This window comes from Micromonospora sp. NBC_00389 (genome assembly GCF_036059255.1).
Taxonomy (GTDB): Bacteria; Actinomycetota; Actinomycetes; order Mycobacteriales; family Micromonosporaceae; genus Micromonospora.
In genome coordinates this window covers 1,959,481-1,977,117 of record NZ_CP107947.1, presented here as the reverse complement: position 1 = coordinate 1,977,117, position 17,637 = coordinate 1,959,481, and the positions used below count along the sequence as shown (strand labels likewise).

General features: G+C 72.5%; 15 protein-coding genes. 5 read left to right on the top strand and 10 right to left on the bottom strand.

The features are described 5' to 3' along the window. Positions 1 to 72 precede the first annotated feature (72 nt). The 6 genes from OG470_RS09415 to tmk form a co-directional block, all read right to left on the bottom strand. Positions 73 to 909 carry a PSP1 domain-containing protein gene (locus tag OG470_RS09415; RefSeq protein ID WP_328422756.1) on the bottom strand — a complete coding sequence of 279 codons (837 nt, stop codon included), beginning with the start codon at positions 907 to 909 and terminating at the stop codon, positions 73 to 75. Between the two features lie 299 nt (positions 910 to 1,208). Beyond that, positions 1,209 to 1,889, bottom strand: coding sequence for a hypothetical protein (locus OG470_RS09410; protein WP_328422754.1), 681 nt, complete (start codon positions 1,887 to 1,889; stop codon positions 1,209 to 1,211). Further along, positions 1,889 to 2,194 carry a hypothetical protein gene (locus OG470_RS09405; protein WP_328422752.1) on the bottom strand — a complete coding sequence of 102 codons (306 nt, stop codon included), beginning with the start codon at positions 2,192 to 2,194 and terminating at the stop codon, positions 1,889 to 1,891. The genes OG470_RS09410 and OG470_RS09405 overlap by 1 nt, the downstream gene beginning before the upstream one ends. Before the next feature lies 1 nt (position 2,195). After that, complete coding sequence (locus tag OG470_RS09400) at positions 2,196 to 2,525, bottom strand: YbaB/EbfC family nucleoid-associated protein (protein ID WP_053659404.1); 330 nt, start codon at positions 2,523 to 2,525, stop codon at positions 2,196 to 2,198. Between the two features lie 145 nt (positions 2,526 to 2,670). After that, the gene (locus OG470_RS09395; protein WP_328422747.1) at positions 2,671 to 3,924 is read right to left on the bottom strand and encodes a DNA polymerase III subunit delta'; all 1,254 of its coding nucleotides are present in this window, start codon (positions 3,922 to 3,924) and stop codon (positions 2,671 to 2,673) included. Continuing rightward, on the bottom strand, positions 3,924 to 6,023 hold the full coding sequence (gene tmk / locus OG470_RS09390) for a dTMP kinase (RefSeq protein WP_328426245.1): 2,100 nt from the start codon (positions 6,021 to 6,023) through the stop codon (positions 3,924 to 3,926). Before tmk ends, OG470_RS09395 begins: the two co-directional genes overlap by 1 nt. 308 nt (positions 6,024 to 6,331) lie before the next feature. Between tmk and OG470_RS09385 the strand changes: the two genes are divergently transcribed. Then, on the top strand, positions 6,332 to 7,540 hold the full coding sequence (locus OG470_RS09385) for an amino acid deaminase/aldolase (RefSeq protein WP_328422745.1): 1,209 nt from the start codon (positions 6,332 to 6,334) through the stop codon (positions 7,538 to 7,540). Between the two features lie 53 nt (positions 7,541 to 7,593). On the opposite strand, the gene OG470_RS09380 is transcribed toward OG470_RS09385, so the two are convergent. After that, the gene (locus OG470_RS09380; RefSeq protein WP_328426243.1) at positions 7,594 to 8,193 is read right to left on the bottom strand and encodes a TetR family transcriptional regulator; all 600 of its coding nucleotides are present in this window, start codon (positions 8,191 to 8,193) and stop codon (positions 7,594 to 7,596) included. A gap of 226 nt (positions 8,194 to 8,419) precedes the next feature. On the opposite strand from OG470_RS09380, the gene OG470_RS09375 reads away from it, so the two are divergent. The 4 genes from OG470_RS09375 to OG470_RS09360 all read left to right on the top strand — a co-directional run bounded on the left by OG470_RS09375 (position 8,420) and on the right by OG470_RS09360 (position 13,034). Further along, positions 8,420 to 9,736, top strand: coding sequence for a D-arabinono-1,4-lactone oxidase (locus tag OG470_RS09375; protein ID WP_328422743.1), 1,317 nt, complete (start codon positions 8,420 to 8,422; stop codon positions 9,734 to 9,736). Positions 9,737 to 9,862: 126 nt separating this feature from the next. Then, positions 9,863 to 10,762, top strand: a complete 900-nt coding sequence (locus tag OG470_RS09370) for an ABC transporter ATP-binding protein (RefSeq protein ID WP_328422741.1) — start codon at positions 9,863 to 9,865, stop codon at positions 10,760 to 10,762. Beyond that, a complete protein-coding gene (locus OG470_RS09365; protein WP_328422739.1) occupies positions 10,759 to 12,390 on the top strand; it encodes an ABC transporter permease in 1,632 nt (543 codons plus the stop codon). Before OG470_RS09370 ends, OG470_RS09365 begins: the two co-directional genes overlap by 4 nt. A 143-nt stretch (positions 12,391 to 12,533) precedes the next feature. Beyond that, positions 12,534 to 13,034 (top strand): GbsR/MarR family transcriptional regulator, encoded by a 501-nt coding sequence (locus OG470_RS09360; protein ID WP_328422737.1) that lies wholly within the window; start codon positions 12,534 to 12,536, stop codon positions 13,032 to 13,034. Positions 13,035 to 13,092: 58 nt separating this feature from the next. On the opposite strand, the gene topA is transcribed toward OG470_RS09360, so the two are convergent. The 3 genes from topA to OG470_RS09345 all read right to left on the bottom strand — a co-directional run bounded on the left by topA (position 13,093) and on the right by OG470_RS09345 (position 17,584). Next, positions 13,093 to 15,909 (bottom strand): type I DNA topoisomerase, encoded by a 2,817-nt coding sequence (topA, locus tag OG470_RS09355; protein ID WP_328422735.1) that lies wholly within the window; start codon positions 15,907 to 15,909, stop codon positions 13,093 to 13,095. 371 nt (positions 15,910 to 16,280) lie between these two features. Beyond that, complete coding sequence (locus tag OG470_RS09350) at positions 16,281 to 17,051, bottom strand: hypothetical protein (RefSeq protein ID WP_406077610.1); 771 nt, start codon at positions 17,049 to 17,051, stop codon at positions 16,281 to 16,283. Then, on the bottom strand, positions 17,042 to 17,584 hold the full coding sequence (locus OG470_RS09345; protein WP_328422733.1) for a hypothetical protein: 543 nt from the start codon (positions 17,582 to 17,584) through the stop codon (positions 17,042 to 17,044). The genes OG470_RS09350 and OG470_RS09345 overlap by 10 nt, the downstream gene beginning before the upstream one ends. Positions 17,585 to 17,637: the final 53 nt, after the last annotated feature.

Below are 17,637 nucleotides of genomic sequence, written 5' to 3'. Positions count from 1 at the left end.
CCCTGCCGGGCGCTCGCTCGCCGCCCCGGCTGCGCGACCGCACTGGCCGGGCTCGCTGCCCGAACTTGTGCGCTACGTCGAAGACTGGTCCTCGTAGGCGCGGCGCGATCCGCAGACATCGGACAGGGCGCACCGTTTGAGGGCTCCGTCGGAGAGCTGCCGGACGGTGACCGTCTCGCTCGGGGGGTGCCGGGACACGACCTTCGCCTGACCCTCTGGTGTCTCGACCCGCTGACCGGACGTCGGGTAATTGCTGCTATCGGCGTACAGAGGATGCTCGTACTTCAGGCAGCACATCAGCCGGCCACAGGCGCCGGAGATGCGCAGCGGGTTCAGCGGCAGGTCCTGGTCCTTGGCCATCCGGATGGTCACCGGCTCGAAGTCGGTGAGGAACGTGGCGCAGCACAGGTCCCGGCCGCACGAACCGATGCCGCCCTGCACCCGCGCCGAATCCCGTGCGGAGAGCTGCCGTAGCTCGACCCGACAGTGCAGGGTGGCGCCCAGGTCGCGGACCAGGGATCGGAAGTCCACCCGGTGCGGGGCGGTGAAGTAGACGGTGCTGCGCTCGCCGCCGCCGTCGGTGGAGCCGAGCACGTGGTCGACGGCCACCACCTTCATCGGTAGGCCGTGCGCGCGGATCAGCCGCTTCGCGGCCACCTTGGCCTCGGCCTTGCGCCGGCGCAGCGTCTCGTCCCGGTGCAGGTCGTCGTCGCCGGCCAGCCCCACCAGCTGGGGAAAGCCGTCGGTCTCCTCCGTCACCCACTGGGCGGCCCAGACGCACTCGGCCACCTCGGGCCCGTCGTCGGTGGGCACCAGCACCTTGTCGCCGACCTGCGGGCGCAACTCACCGGGGTCGAGGTAGTAGAGGCGCCCGTACCGGTTGAAGCTGACCGCACAGAGCATGCCCATGTCCCCACCCTACGACGGATCACCGGTGAAGCGCGCGCCGGCCGTCGCCAACCAACTACGCCCCGCTGCCATCCATGACCGTCGACTTGACCGATTGCCGGGCCACCCCGTCGTGCCGTTGCACCTCGCCCGGACGGTTGAATCCGGGCCAGGGCAGGGGACAAACGCGTCCGGGCGGCGTTGAGTGGAGGCAGACCTGCGGGGGGTGCAGGGGGAAGACCACGGCGTCGCCGCCGGTGCCGGCTCAGGCCAGGTGCCCGCGAGCGACGTCGTGGCCTGTCCGGGGCCTGGTGGCCCGGCTACCAGCCGACCCGGGTGGGCTGACCGTAGTGGGGCCGACCGTCTGTCGACGGCCGCCAGGCGGACTCGGCCAAGCTCGGCGCCCACTGGCGCAGCAGCGTCTCCGCACCGTCGTACGCGACGCAGAGCACCGCCAGCACCCGCGCGGCGATCTCGGCCGCGTCGGCCACCCCGGGCCCGACCGGCCCGTGCCGGGGCGGTGCGCCGGTCGCGGTGGCGGCGACCACGCTGACCGCCTCGGCCGAGCGGAGCACGTCGGCCAGCGTCCGGGCCAGGGCGAGGCGGCTGCCCTCGACCCAGTCGGCGAGCGCGTCGGCGTACCCGGCGGTGGACTCCAGACGCCCGACCAGGCTCTCCGGCCCCTCGTCGAGGTGGCGCAGCAGCGCGGCCCGCTCCTGCCCGTACGCCGAGGCGGCCGGGCCGGACCAGAGCACCGGGTCGGTGAGCGCGGCGGAGACGTCGTCGTAGCCCCGGACCAGCCGGCGCACCGCGCGCCCGGCGCCGGCGAGCGGCGCCGGGTGGAGGTCGAGGAAGCCGCGGACCGCGTCGCCGGGGAGCACCTGCATCCGGCGTAGCAGCGGCCAGACCCGGTGTCCCTCGGGGACACCGGCGGCGAGCAGAGTGTCCACCCGGCGCAGCAGGTCCAGGCCGGGCTCGGCGAGCCGGTCCAACGGGTCCATCACGGCTCTCCGGTGATCCGGCGGCGGGCGGCCCGGTCGACCTCGCCGTAGCGGTCGGCGGCCTCGCGTACGGCTGCTGCGGCGGCGGCCAGCCGGCCGGCGGCGGCCCGCGCCTCGCGGGACCGGTCGTCGGTGGCGACGGTCCACTGCCGGTGCAGCGCGCGGCCGATCTCACCGGGCCGGCCGGGGGCGTCGGCGCCGAACGCGGTCTGGGCCGGATCGCTGGCGGTGACCGTGCGGGACAGGGCGGTGAGCGTGGCGCTCGCCTCGTCCAGCCGGGCGGAGAGCCCGCGCAGTGTCTCCATCTCAGGCTCCCGCGAGCGGTCGGTAGGCGGCGAAGGTCTCGTTGTGCAGCTTTTCCCGAGCCCACTCGGCGGCGTCGGCCGCCGCGGTGACCGCTGCCTGCACGGAGCCGGCCACGTCCCGTGGGCTGCGGCTGTGCAGCGGACCGAGGAACCGGACGTCGGTGATCCGCCCACCGGCGGTGACCACCACCTCGACCAGCCCGTCCGGCGACCGGACGGTGACCTCGACGGTCGACACCGCCTGGTCGAACTCGGCCTGGAGCGACTCGATGCGGCGGTAGCGCCGCACCGCCTCCTCGATCCAGGCTTCGTCGATCTCGCCCCGCGGCATCGGCCGACTCCTCCCGGATGATCCCTCACTCTGCGTGCTGCCACCGTCACCACGGCACATCGGACCGTACCGCACAGCAATCGCGCATGTCGATGCCTGTGGATGACCGGTCCGCCCGGTGGGACCAGGGGTCGGGAGCTGCGGGTCAGCCCTTCCAGAGGGCGAGCATCATCGCCTCGACCGCGATCCGCGGCTTGACGTTCGCCTCGATCGCCGCCCGGCATGCCAGCACGGCCTCCAGCCGGCGCAGCGATCCCTCGGCGTCCCACTTCTGCGCTCCGGCGCCGGCCAGCGCGGCGGTGTCGGTGTGCACCGGGGCGACGGGGGCGCGCAGCGCCATGGTGAGCGCGTCCCGGTAGAAGCCGGCCAGGTCGACCAGGGCCCGGTCCAGCGCGTCCCGCTGGGCTCGGGTGGCCCGCGACTTCTGTCGCTTCTCCAGCTCCTTGAGCTGCCCGGCGGCGCCCCGAACAGCGCCGGCCGCGCCCCGGCCGGTGCCGCCCGCGCCGAGCGCCATCTCCAGCGCCGCCCGCTCGGTCGTGTCGGCCTCGGCGACCGACGCCTCGGCCTCCGCCTCGGCCGCCTCGATCAGCGCGGAGGCCGCGTCGAACGCCGCGCCGACGCCGGTCAGCCGGCGTGGAACGGCGAGCACCGCCTCACGCCGCTTACGGGCCTCCGGGTCGCGGGCCAGCCGACGGGCCCGACCCACGTGCCCCTGCGCGGCCGCCGCAGCCCACTGGGCCACGTCGGGCGCGATGCCGTCCCGACGGACCAGCACCTCGGCCACCGCTGTGGCCGGCGGCTGCCGCAGGGGTACGACCCGACAGCGCGACCGGATGGTCACCGAGATGTCATCCGGGTGGGTGGACGGGGCGCAGAGCAGGAACACGGTACGCGGCGGAGGCTCCTCGATCGCCTTGAGCAGCGCGTTGCCGGCCGCCTCGGTGAGCCGGTCGGCGTCCTCGATGACCACCACCTGCCAGCGCCCGCCGGACGGGGTACTGGCCGCCCGGAGCACCAGCGCGCGCATCTCACCGACACCGATGGAGAGCCCTTCCGGCACGACCAGCCGGACGTCGGCGTGCGTACCGCCCATCGTGGTGTGGCAGCCGGGGCACTCGCCGCAGCCGGTGCCGTGTACGCACTGCAGGGCGGCGGCGAAGGCCCGCGCGGCGACCGAGCGGCCGGAGCCGGGCGGCCCGGTGAAGATCCAGGCGTGGGTCATCCCGGTGGATGGGTCCACCCCGTCGGGCGTGGCACCGCTGGCCGGGCCGGCGGCGATCAGCGCGGGCTCCCGAGCGGCTGCGCCGGCGCGCAGCACGGCCGCCGCGGCGGCGGCTGCCCGGCGCAGCTCGTCCACCGCCTCGTCCTGACCGACCAGGTCGGCGAAGACGTCCGGCATCAGGTCCGATGCTCCATCGTCACCAGCTCCGCGTCGGATAACTCAGGCTGCACCGAGGTGTCCGGGCCGTGAGCCGGACGGGGGTGCACGATGCCACCCGGCTTGCCGAGCATCTCCTCGATCCGACGGACCACCTGCCCGGTGATCTCCTCGGCCGGCCGGGACGCGTCGAGCACCAGGTAGCGCTTCGGGTCGGCGGCGGCGAGGTCGAGGAAGGCGTACCGAACGCGCTCGTGGAAGGCCACCGACTCGGCCTCCAGCCGGTCGGCGCCCGCGCTGCGGGAGGCCACCCGGGACAGGCCGGTCTGCGGCTCGACGTCCAGCAGCACCACCAGGTCGGGCTTGAGCCCGCCGGTGGCCCAGGAGGAGAGCCAGGAGACCTCGTCGACCGGGAGTGTCCGCCCGGCGCCCTGGTAGGCCAGGGACGAGTCGACGTACCGGTCGCTGATCACCACACCACCCCGGACCAGCGCGGGCCGGACCACGGCGGCCACGTGGTGCGCCCGGTCGGCGGCGTAGAGCAGCGCCTCGGCCCGTGGCGAGGGCGCCTCGTCGCCGGAGGTGTCCAGCACCAGCGACCGGATCCGCTGACCGACCGCGGTCGCGCCCGGCTCGCGGGTGACCACGACGTCGCGTCCCTTGCCGCGCAGCCGCTCGGCGAGCGCGGCGAGCTGGGTGGACTTGCCGGCACCCTCGCCGCCCTCGAACACCACGAACAGCCCGGCGGAGACGAACGGCTCGGAGGGCATCAGCGGGCGACCCCGGATCGAGCCCCAGAGGTCGGCCAGGACGGGGACGCCCTTCTTGTCGTCCATCTGGCCGAACGCGCTGATGCCGGCGAAGATGCCGGCGGCACCAGCGGCGAGCAGCAGCAGCCGGGTCGACGAGATGGACAGGCCCAGGTCGGCGATCTCCAGCTTGCGGGAGCCGCCGACACCGGCGAGCAGGCTGCTCAGCGCGATGGCCAGGATCAGCACCAGTCGGGTGCCGATCTGCACCACGGCGAAGACCCGGCCTCGCACCTCGTCCTTGATCTCGCCGCCGAGCAGGGTGGTGCCGGCCAGGAAGGCCATTCCGGCGCCGGCGCCGACCAGCACCGCGCCGACGATCGCCATGGACAGGTGGATGGCGAAGGCGAGGGTCATCACGGCGGCGCTGGCGAGCACGATGCTCATGCCGAACCAGCGACGCCGGGACATTTCCTTGACGATCATCGGGCCGAGGCCGATGCCGACCGCCAGACCGACGAAGATCGCGCCGAAGAGCAGCGAGAACGCGGCGTCACCAGCACCAAGCGAGCTGGCGAAGAACTTCGCGGTGCCGATGACGATGCCGCCGCCGGCGAACGCGCCCAGGATGCCGAGGACCAGCCCGCGCACCAGCGGGGTCTGGCCGATGAACTGCCAGCCCTCCTTGAACTGGCGCAGCATGCTCTGCTCGTGACGGTCGCCCTCGGCGGTCTGCCCCTGGCTGATCTCCTTGATGCCGAACGCGACGACCAGTGCGGTGGCCAGCCGGGAGAAGGAGTTGAACCAGAGCGCCAGTTGGGCCGGTTCGGCCCAGTTCGGGAAGTTGCCGCCGGTCACGCCCCGAACGCTGCGGTCCAGAACGGCGCTGACCAGCGCGGCGAGCACCGGGGTCAGGCCGTAGGTGGTGATCAGCGTGAGCTGGTTGGCCGCCTCCAGCCGGGCGCGCGGGATCAGGTTGGGGACCGCCGCTTCCTTGGCTGGGATCCAGATCAGCGTGATCGACTCGATCAGGAACGTGGCGATGGTCGCCCACAGAACCACCACCGCGCCGCTGGCGCCGGCCAGCGCCACCAGCGGAATCGAGGCGAAGAGCACGAACCGGAGCAGGTCGCAGATGACCATCGTCCAGCGCCGGTCGAACCGGTCGGCGAGCACGCCGGCGACCGGGCCGAGCACCAGCGCGGGCAGCAGCCGGATGGCGATGACACCACCGAAGGCCGCGCCCTTTGCGGTGCTGCCCTGCACCTGGGAGGCGGCGAAGACCGAGGTGGCCAGCAGGCCGAGCCAGTCACCGAAGGAGGCCGCACCGAGGACGATCCAGAGCCGGCGGAACGGCCGGATCCGCAGCACGGAGCGGATCGCGGCGTAGCCGGACGGGTCCACCTGGGCACCGTTGGACTGGTTGGCGGCGTTGCCCGACTGATCGCCCGAGCGCGACACGCCGTGCGACTCGCCGCTGTTCTGGCTTTCGATGGCCGTACCTCCACGTGCCGGCCCATCGCTGGGCGCCTCCGGTGGAACACTCTAGACCCGGTGGGGGGCCGTCCCACCGGCGACATTCTCCTGCTCGCTGAGCCTAGGCCGCCAGAGGCACCAGCCGCAGCCCGGACGTACGCGAGGGTATTTCGCATTCACCGTCGGACAGTTAGCGTGCACACGTGGCCAGAGAAAGCGACAAACTTCGCGAGCGCCTGGATCGGGCGACCGCCCACCTCGACCCGCCGTACGCGGTGGTTGATCTCACCGCCTTCGACGCCAACTCGGCCGCCCTGGCCGACCGCGCCGCCGGCAAACCGGTCCGGCTGGCCAGCAAGTCGGTCCGCAGCCGGGAGCTGATCGGCCGGGCGCTCGCCCGACCCGGCTGGCGGGGCGTGATGGCGTTCACCCTGCCCGAGGCGATCTGGCTGGTACGCGCCGGAGTGAGCGACGACGTGCTGGTCGCGTACCCGAGCGTGGACCGGGCGGCACTCGCCGAGCTGGCCGCCGACCCGGCGCTGGCCGCCGCGATCACCCTGATGATCGACGGCACCGGGCAGCTCGACCTGATCGACGCCGTGCAGCCCTCTGGGCAGCGCGCCGAGCTGCGGGTCTGCCTCGAACTGGACGCCTCGTGGCGACCGCTGCGCGGGCGGGTGCACGTCGGCGTCCGCCGCTCACCGGTGCACAGCGCGCGGGCGGCCGGTGTGCTCGCCGCCACGGTCGCCGGTCGGGCCGGCTTCCGGCTGGTCGGCCTCATGGCGTACGAGGCGCAGATCGCCGGCCTGGGCGACGCGCCGCCGGGGCAGACGCTGCTGGCCGGCGCGATCCGGCTGGCCCAGCGCGGGTCGTACCGCGAGCTGCTGGCCCGCCGGAGCGCGGCGGTGGCCGCGGTGGGCGAGCACGCCGAGCTGGAGTTCGTCAACGGCGGCGGGACCGGCAGCGTGGCCGCGACCAGCGCCGATCCCGCGGTCACCGAGGTCACCGCGGGATCGGGCCTGTACGGGCCGACGCTGTTCGACGCCTACCGGGCCTGGCGCCCCACGCCGGCGGCGTTCTTCGCCTGCGCGGTGGTCCGTCGGCCGACGCCCGAGCTGGCGACCGTGCTCGGCGGGGGCTGGATCGCCTCCGGCCCGGCCGCCGACAGCCGACTGCCCCGACCGTGGCTGCCGGCCGGCCTGAAGCTCGTCGGCAGCGAGGGGGCCGGTGAGGTGCAGACCCCGCTCTCCGGCGCGGCGGCGGCCACCCTGCGCATCGGCGACCGGGTGTGGTTCCGGCATGCCAAGGCCGGTGAGTTGTGCGAGCGGGTCAACGAACTGCACCTGGTCGAGGGGGACGCGATCGTGGCGACCGTGCCCACCTACCGGGGCGAGGGGCTGGCCTTCCTCTGACGCCACCCCGCCGCGCCTTGCCGACCCATCGGCCGAGCCAAGGCGCGGGCGGGTCAGGCCGGCTGGGTCGCCTGCTGCTCTGCGGTGTACCGCTCGCTCTCCGGTCCGTCGACCTGACGGTGCAGGTACTCCCGGATCAGCGCCTTCGCCTCGAGCAGCACCCGCTCGTCGCCGTTGGGCTGCCGCCGGAACGCGAGCTTGATCAGCGCGTCGGCCGCCTCCACCGCGATCTCCAGGACGAAGCGCAGCTTCGGCACGTCGGTCAGCCCGAAGCGCTCGGTGAGCACCCGAGCCAACTGGTCGGCGATCACGCCGTTGTTGTCCCGCTGCTCATCGAGCAGGTGCAGGTCGACCACGTCGCCGAAGTGCAGGGTACGGAAACCGGGGACGGTGCGGTGCATCGTGATGTACTCATCGATCCCCGCGTCGACGCCGTCCCACCAGTGGGTCATCTCGTCCGAGGCGAACCGCTCGTCGAGCCGCTGGAGGTAGGACTCCATCGTGCGCAGGGTCAACGCCTGCACGATCGCCCGCTTGTCCGGGAAGAACTGGTAGACCGACCCGATCGCCACCTCGGCACGCTCGGCGAGCAGGGTCGTTGTCAGACCCTCGTACCCCACCTCGTCGACGAGTTCGGCGCAGGCGTCCAACATGCGCTGTACCCGCGCGACACTTCGACCCTGCACCGGTACGCGGCGCAGCGGCCCGGTCGTGGCGGCTGGTGTGGACACTCGGCGCCACCCCCCTTCGACGAATGAACATATCTGCACGTCACGACTCCGTGACTACCGGTACAACGAGCGGGCCCTGATTGCGGTATTTACCAGGTACAACGTTCCTGATATGAAGTCAGTTCATATTCATCTCTGAGGAGCGCGCATGGTCGGCACCGCACCGCTCACCACCCGCTGGTCCAACTGGGCCGGCAACCAGCGTGGCAGCGCCACCGCCATCCTGCGCCCCGGCACGCCGACCGACATCGTCGAGGCCGTCCGCACCGCCGCCGCCGACGGCGGCCGAATCCGGGTGACCGGCAGCGGCCACTCCTTCACCGCCGTCGCGCTCGCCGACGACCGGCGGATGGAACTGTCACAACTGGACACCACCGTCAGCGTCGACGTCGAACAGCGGCTCGTCACCGTACCGGCGGGGATGACCCTGCGGGCGCTCAACGGCCTGCTCGCCCGACACTGCCTCGCCCTGCCCAACCTTGGTGACATCGACGCTCAGACGGTGGCCGGGGCGATCTCCACGGGCACCCATGGCACCGGCGCCCGCTACGGCTGCCTGTCCACCTTCGTCGAGGCGATCACCCTGGTCACCGGCACCGGAGAGGTGCTGCGCTGCTCCGCCGACGAGCACCCGGACGTCTTCGCCGTCGCCCGGGTGTCGCTCGGCGCGCTCGGGGTGCTGGTCGAGGTGACCCTGCGCTGCGTCGATGCCTTCGTGCTGCACGCCCACGAGCGCCCAGCCGCGCTGGCCGACGTGCTCGGCGACCTGCCCGACCTGATCGGCCGCCACGACCACGTCGAGTTCTACTGGTTCCCCTACACCACGCGAGTCCAGGTCAAGACCAACGACCGGGTACCCGCCAACGACCGGCCGCTGCCCCGGTGGCGCGGCTGGCTCGACGACGACTTCCTGTCCAACACCGTCTTCGCTGGCGCGTGCCGGCTCGGTCGGGCCGTGCCGGCGCTGGCCCCGGGAATCAGCGCGGTCTCCGCCCGCGCGCTCACCGAACGCCGCTACACCGGCCGCTCCGACCGGGTGTTCTGCACCCCGCGCCGGGTCCGCTTCGTGGAGATGGAGTACGGCCTGCCCCGCGAGGCGCTACCCGAGGCGCTGGCCGCGCTCCAGCGGATCGTCGACGGGCTGCCGTTCAAGGTGCTCTTCCCGGTGGAGGTGCGGTTCACCGCCGCCGACGACATCTGGCTGTCGCACGGCTACGGCCGGGACTCCGCGTACATCGCCGTGCACCAGTACGTCGGGATGCCGTACGAGCCGTACTTCCGCGCCTTCGAAGAGGTGGCCGCCGGGCTGGGTGGCCGGCCGCACTGGGGCAAGCTGCACTACCGCGACGCCGCCTCGCTGGCCACCGCCTACCCGCGCTTCGCCGACTTCCAGACCCTCCGCGACCGCCTGGACCCCGACCGCGTCTTCGCCAGCCCGCACCTGACCCACATCCTCGGCGGCTGACCGCCGGGCTCGGCACGGCTCCCGTGGTCGCCCGCCCTCGGGCTCGACGTCCACCCTCGGATTTTAACGAGATTCATACGGTTCAGAGAATTCACGATTCTGTGAAACCGGCGTAGCGTTCCGGGCATGACTAGTGCTATCTCAGTCTCCGGCCTGGTGAAGACCTTCGGTCGGGAACGCGCCCTCGACGGACTGGACCTGCACGTCGACACCGGCGAGGTGCACGGCTTCCTGGGCCCGAACGGCTCCGGGAAGTCCACCACCATCCGCGTCCTGCTCGGGTTGCTGCGGGCGGACTCCGGGACGGTCAACCTGCTCGGTGGCGACCCGTGGCGGAGCGCGGTGGATCTGCACCAACGGCTGGCGTACGTGCCGGGCGACGTGAACCTGTGGCCGAACCTGACCGGCGGGGAGGCGATCGACCTCTTCGGCTCGCTGCGGGGCGGCCTGGACAAGCAGCGCAGGGACGAGCTGCTCCAGCGGTTCCAGCTCGACCCCTCGAAGCGGGCCCGCACGTACTCGAAGGGAAACCGGCAGAAGGTCGCCATCGTCGCCGCCTTCGCCTCCGACGTCGAGCTCTACATCCTCGACGAGCCCACCTCGGGGCTGGACCCGCTGATGGAGGCGGCCTTCCAGGAGTGCGTACGCGAGGTGAAGCGACAGGGCCGGACCGTCCTGCTCTCCAGCCACATCTTCTCCGAGGTGGAGGCGCTCTGTGACCGGGTGAGCATCATCCGGCAGGGCCGGACAGTGGAGAGTGGGACCCTCACCCAGCTACGGCACCTGACCCGCACCACGGTCACGGTGGAGACCGCGCTGCCCATCGACGGGCTGGCGAAGCTGCCCGGCGTACACGACGCCGACGTGACGGCCACCCACGCGACGTTCGCCGTCGACGCCGCCGAGCTGAACCGCGTGCTGGAGTATCTGACCCAGTTCGAGGTTCGTGCCCTTTCGAGTGCCCCGCCGTCGCTGGAGGAGCTCTTCCTGCGGCACTACGGCGACGAGCTGGCGGGTGCGCGATGAGCGGTGCCTACACCGGAACGGCCCGGCTGGCCCGCCTCGCGCTGCGGCGCGACCGCGTGCAGTTGCCGGTCTGGATCCTGAGCACCGTCGCGCTCGGCGCCTTCGCCAGCTCGGCAATCGACACGCAGTACCCGACCGAGGCCGACCGGGTCGCCGTCCTGCGGGTGGCCGTCGACACGCCCGGGCTGCTGATGTTCCGCGCCGCACCCACCGGCACCAGCGACGGCCAGATGACCGTCTTCGGAATCCTGGCGTTCCTGGCGTTGATGGCGGGCTTCATGAGCACCCTCGCCGTCATTCGGCACAGCCGGCAGAACGAGGAGACCGGACGCGCCGAGATGATCGGCGCGACGGCCGTCGGCCGACACGCCAGCCTGACCGCCGCCCTGGTCGTCGTGCTCGGGGCGAACATCGCGCTCGCGGCGCTGATCGGGCTCACCCTCGCCGGCGGCGGCGAACCTGTCGCCGGATCCTTCGCCGCCGGCGCCGGAGTCGGTGCCGCCGGCATCTCCTTCGCCGCGATCGCGGCCGTCGTCGCACAGCTGACCCAGGGTGCGCGCGCCGCCAACGGAATCGCCGCCGCGGCGGTCGGCACCGGCTATCTGATCCGTGGCCTCGCGGACGCGTTCGGCGAGGTGCAGCCGGACGGGTACACCATGAGCAGCGCCTGGCCCTCCTGGCTTTCCCCGATCGGTTGGACCATGCAGATGCGGCCCTTCGCCGGCGACCGGTGGTGGGTCCTCGCGCTCCCGCTCGTGTTCCTCGGGATCATGACAGCGGTGGCCTTCGCCCTGACGGCACGGCGCGACGTGGGCATGGGCCTGTTCCCGGACCGCCCCGGCCCGGCGCGGGCGTCCTCCGCGCTGCTCAGCCCGCTCGGCCTGGCCTGGCGGCTGCAACGTGGCACGGTGCTCGGCTGGGCGGTGACAATCGCGGCGTTCGGGCTGCTCGTCGGCTCGATAGCCAACGCGGTCAAGGATCAACTGGCCACCAACGAGAACGTGACGGGGAGGCTCGACGACCTCGCCGGTGGGGGCGGGCACGAGGTGATGGACACCTTCTTCGCCGCGATGATGGCGACCATCGGCATGCTGGTCGCCGGCTTCCTGGTCCAGGCGCTGCTGCGGGTGAGAGCCGAGGAGGCCAGCGGGCGGGCCGAGGCGGTGCTCGCCACCGCGACCGGCCGGCTGACCTGGCTGGGCAGCCACGTCGTGGTCGCCACGGCCGGCGCCGTGGGCATGCTCGGGCTCGCTGCGGTCTCGATCGGCCTGGTGTACGGCGCGAGCGTCGACGATCTCGCCGGCCAGACGGGGCATCTGGCCGGCACCGCGTCCCTGCAACTGCCGGCGGTGCTGACCCTGGCCGGGCTGGCCGTGGCACTCTTCGGCCTCATGCCGCGGATCGCGGTCGGGCTGACCTGGTTCGGCTTCGCCCTCAGCTTCGTCCTGGGTCCGTACGGGTCACTCTTCGGCGTGCCCGAGGCGGTGCGGGAGCTCTCGCCGTTCAGCCACATCCCGGCGGTGCCGGCCGACGCCACGGCAGCGCCGATCGTGGTCATGTCCGCCGTCGCGCTGGCACTGGGCGGGGCGGGGCTGATCCTCTTCCGCCGACGTAACCTCGTCTCGTAACCCGATGGACGATCGATGTTCATGGCGCGGCCGGCTTCGAGCCGGCCGCGCCGTCGGCCAACTGGACCGGTTCCGGGCGGCCGCGCCGTCGGCGTCCCGGACGCTCATTGGAAGAAATTCAGAAAGTAATGAGAGATAAGTTGATGCAACCCGCAGGCCACCGCGACGAGGAAGCGGTACGACGCTTCGTCGAGCACTTCGCTCTCACCTTCAGCGACATGGGCGTACCCAGGATGCCCTCGCGGGTGCTGGCTGCGCTCCTGGTCGCCGAGGAGCCCGGGTTGACCGCGGCGCAGATCAGCGAGCGGCTCGGGGTCAGCCCCGCCGCCGTGTCCGGGGCGGTGCGCTACCTGATCCACGTCGGCATGGCGGTGCGCGAGCCGGCCCCCGGGTCCCGCCGGGACCTCTACAAGGCGGCCGAGTCCCGCACGTACACCTCGATGATCCGCGGCGGGATCTACACGAGGTTCGCCGACGTCGTCCACGAGGGTGTGGTGGCGGTCGGTGCGGACGAATCGTCGGCCAGTGCGCGCCTGGGCGAGCTACGCGACTTCTTCCTCTTCGTCCAGGACGTGATGAGCGACGCCGCGGAGCGGTGGGAGAAGAACTACGACGAACGGCGGAAGCCACCGCCGGCCGGCTGACCTGCCCGGCGGGCGCACGGCCGAGCAACGCTGGCCATGCGCCCCGCCTCGACGGGAGTTACTCCGCCGGCGCCTTGCGTGGGGTCGCCTTCTTGGCGGCGGTCGCCTTGGCGGTGGTGGTCTTCTTGGCCGCAGTGGACTTCTTGGCCGCCGCGGTCTTCTTGGCCGCCGTCGCCTTCTTGGCCGGAGCCTTCTTCGCCGCCGCCTTCTTGCGCGGCGCCGGACCCTTGGCCCGCTTCTCGGCCAGCATCTCCGAGGCTTCCTCGAGGCTCAGCGCCTCCGGGGTCTGTCCGCGGCGCAGCGACGCGTTGAACTCCCCGTCGGTGACGTACGGGCCGAATCGGCCGTCCTTGATGACCAGCGGCTTCTCGGTCGCCGGGTCGACGCCCATCTCCCGCAGCGGCGGTGCCGCGGCCCGCCGCCCACGGGCCTTCGGTGCGGCCAGCAGGGCCAGAGCCTCGTCCAGGCCGACCGTGAACATCTGGTCCTCGGACTCCAGCGACCGGAACTCCTCACCCCGCTTGACGTACGGGCCGTACCGACCGTTGTTGGCGAACACCTCGACGCCGTCCGGCGCGACGCCGACCAGCCGGGGCAGGCTGAGCAGCCTGAGCGCCTCCTCGAGGGTCAGTGAGTCCGGCGTCTGCGAGCGCAGCAGCGAGGACTTCCGCTCGCCGCTGGACACGTACGGGCCGAACCGGCCGGACTTGAGCACGATGGGCTCGCCGGTGGCCGGGTCGTCGCCGAGCTTGCGCTCGCCGCTGCCGCCGAGGAACAGCTCGTGCACCTTCTCCGGGGTCAGCTCGTCCGGGGCCAGGCCCTCGGGGATCGGCGCCCGGTCGCCCTGGGCGCCGCCCTCCTCGCCCTCGCCCGCGGTGGCCGGCGTCGGCTGCTCGCCGCCGGGCAGCTCCCGCTGGAGGTACGGCCCGTACCGGCCGACCCGGACGACGACCTCGCGGCCGTCGTCGTCGGTGAAGAGCGGGATGGAGTTGACGCTGCGCGCGTCGATGTCGCTGAGGTTCTCGGTGACCAGCTTCTTGAGCCCGCCGGAGCGGGCGATGTCCTGGTCGCCGGCGCCGTTGGCGCTGCCGAAGTAGAACGCGGTGAGGAAGTCGACCGCGGCGTGGTCGCCGCCGGCGATCTCATCCAGCTCGTTCTCCATGCTGGCGGTGAAGTCGTAGTCGATCAGCCGGGGGTAGTGCCGCTCCATCAGCCCGATCACCGCGAAGGCCAGGAACGTGGGGATCATCGCCTGGCCGCGCTTGGTGACGTACCCCCGGTCCTGGATCGTCTGCATGATCGACGCGTAGGTGGACGGGCGGCCGATGCCCAGCTCTTCCAGGGCCTTGACCAGCGACGCTTCGGTGTAGCGCGACGGCGGCTGGGTGTGGTGACCCTGGGCGGCCAGCTCGTCGGCGGTCAGCGGCTGGTCCTTGACCAGGGTGGGCAGCCGGCGCTCGGCGTCCTCGGCCTCGGCGTTCTCGTCGTCGCTGGACTCGACGTACGCCCGCAGGAAGCCCGGGTCGGTGATGGTCTTGCCGGTTGCGCCGAAGTCGGCTTCCTCCTGGGCGGCGGAGACCGCGCGGATGCGCACCGAGACGCTGGAGCCGACCGCGTCGGTCATCTGCGAGGCGATGGTCCGGCGCCAGATCAGCTCGTAGAGCTTGAACTCCTCGGCGGACAACTCCTTGGCGACCTCGCCGGGGGTACGGAAGTTGTCCCCCGCCGGGCGGATCGCCTCGTGCGCCTCCTGCGCGTTCTTCACCTTGCCGGTGTAGCGGCGCGGCTCCGGCGGCACGCTGCGCTCGCCGTACAGCTCGACGATCTGGCGGCGGGCCGCCGAGATGGCGGTCTCCGACAGGTTCACCGAGTCGGTACGCATATAGGTGATGTAGCCGTTCTCGTACAGCCGCTGCGCGGTGCGCATCGTCTGCTGCGACGACAGGCGCAGCTTGCGGGCCGCCTCCTGCTGGAGGGTCGAGGTGATGAACGGCGCGTACGGGCGGCGACGGTAGGGCTTCTCCTCGACCCGGGTGACGGTGAATGGCCGTCCCTCGAGCCGGGCCGCCAGCCCACGGGCGCCACTCTCGTCCAGGTGCACGACGCCGGCTCCGGGCTTCACCTTGCCGGTGGTCGGCTCGAAGTCCTTGCCGGTGGCGATCCGGTCGCCGTTCAGCGCGATCAGGGTTGCGTTGAAGGCGCGCGGCCCCTCGCCGGCGTTCGCCACGGCGAGGCTGGCCAGGATGTCCCAGTATTCGGCGGTGCGGAAGGCCATCCGCTGGCGTTCCCGCTCGACCACGATCCGGGTCGCCACGGACTGGACGCGGCCGGCCGAGAGCTTCGGCATGACCTTCTTCCACAGCACCGGGGAGACCTCGTAGCCGTAGAGCCGGTCGAGGATCCGCCGGGCCTCCTGGGCGTCGACCAGATCGCGGTCGATCTCCCGAGGGTTGGCCACCGCCGCCTGGATCGCCGGCTTGGTGATCTCGTGGAACACCATCCGCTTGACCGGCACCTTGGGCTTGAGCGTCTCCACCAGGTGCCAGGCGATCGCCTCGCCCTCGCGGTCCTCATCCGTCGCCAGGAAGATCTCGTCGACTTCCTTGGCCAGCTTCACCAGCTTGCTGATCTGCTGCTTACGGTCGGCGGAGACGACGTAGAGGGCCTGGAAGCCGTTGTCGACGTCCACCCCGAGCCGGGCCCATGCCTCGCCCTTGTACTTGGCCGGCACGTCGGCGGCGTTGCGCGGGAGGTCCCGGACGTGGCCGAAGCTGGCCTCCACGACGTACCCCGGGCCTAGGTAGCCCGAGATCGTCTTGGCCTTCGCCGGTGACTCGACGATGACCAGACGGGTGGTTCCAGCGTTGCTCGGCACGTCTCTCCCCGACCTCACTCCTGCTCGTGGCCTGCCGGCGCTCGGACAGCGACCGCTCTCGACCCCGCCGTCGCACCGGCGCTCCGGATGTCCAACGTAACGCGCCGCCCGTGTTTCGGGTTTCGGGGGCGGCAAACCGCTCTGTGCGGCGGTCAACTCCCGCCCCGCCGCGCTCGGCACTGTCGGACGGCGCCACCGTACACCGTGGGTAGGGCTCCAAGCGGGTCACTGTGACGATGGCAGACCCTCGGCCGAGGTCCGACCCGCCCGTTTTCCGCCGGGATCGGCCCGCCGGCTGTCCGGGACCGGACAGCCGGCCGCGGCGCCGACCTCCGCTGCACACTGGGCGGAATGACCGGTTCGCCCCTCGTTCAGGGTCGGGTCGGCCAGGCGTCGGCCGGTGCCGCGCGCGGCGGCCCTCCGACCAGCTCAGCGAGCCGACCCAACCGGCGCCGGCCGGTGATCCGGTACCCCGGGCCGCCCTCGCCTCGGCCGAGCAGTGTGCCGGCCAGGCCGGCGGCGGCGAGGGCCGCACCGATGGGTTGCCAGCACTCCTGGTCGCCCTCGCCGAGCCGGAGCAGGAAGCCGCCGGAGGGCTCCGGCGTCCCGGCCGCGGCGAGCCAGAGCCGCAGCCGCCGGCCGGTGAGGTGAAAGGCGGCCGGCGGGCGTTTCGCCGGGCCGTGCAGCCAGGCGACCGCGAGCGGCTTCAAGACCCGGGTGTACGAGGTACGGACGGCGTGTCGCTCGTCCCCGGTCGGCTCCCAGCTCGCCGCCAGCCCGCGCAGCGCCAACTCGGCGACGAGCACGTGCACCCGCCAGGCGGCGTCCACCTGTACCGAGAGGCGGGCGGTGCCGCCCATCCGCACCACCTCGCCCGGCCCGGCGAGCAGCCCGGCCAGGTCGGCGACCGTCGGTTCGGCCGCCTCCGCACCGAAGAAGACCAGTTGCCGGCCCGCGTCGTCGCTCTGCGGTGGCGAGGACGACGGCACGCTCGCCCCGGAGCGGAGCGGCCGGGTGCGCCGTCGTGCCGACCCGGGTGCCGGCGCGTCGGGCTCGGGTGCCTGCGCGTGGGGCTCGGGTGCCGGGAACAGCGCCGGCAGCGGCTGGGCCGCTCCGGTGTCGCCGACCCCGCTCAGCGACACTCCGGCACCTCGTCGAAGGCTTGTTTCAGCTCCTCGGAGTTGAGCTGGCTGGTGTCCAGGGCGCTGGCGTCGTACTCCTTGTTGAGCGTCTCCACCGCGGCCCGCACACCGTCGTAGAAGACCGTGGGCTCACCGGTGCCCAATCCGTCGATGGTGTCGCGGGCCCGGCCGTAGGCGTCCCGCATCTTCTCCAGTGAGCTGCGGAAACCGGCGGAGATGGCCGCACCGTTGTCCGTCTCCGGGACGCCGGCCTGCTCTACCTTGCGGCGCGCGGTCTCGCTGGCCTGTTCCGCCCCACCGAAGAGCCGCACCAGGTTCTCCTTGGCCTGCGCCGGCGTGGTCTGCGCGGTCATCTGCTCGTCCGTGCTGCTGGTCAACTTGCTGATCTCGGAGCGCCACGGGGTGAGCGCGCCGCAGACCGTGGCCGCCCAGGCCCGTGGGCTGGGGCCGCCGCCACAGCCGGAGAGCAGGACGACGAACGTGGCCAGGACCACCGTGAACTTTCCGGCGGCTGACGCCCGGCACGTACGCATGCGTTGCAGCGTACGGCCTTTGGCCAGGTGTGGCACCGGTCAGGACGGCCCGG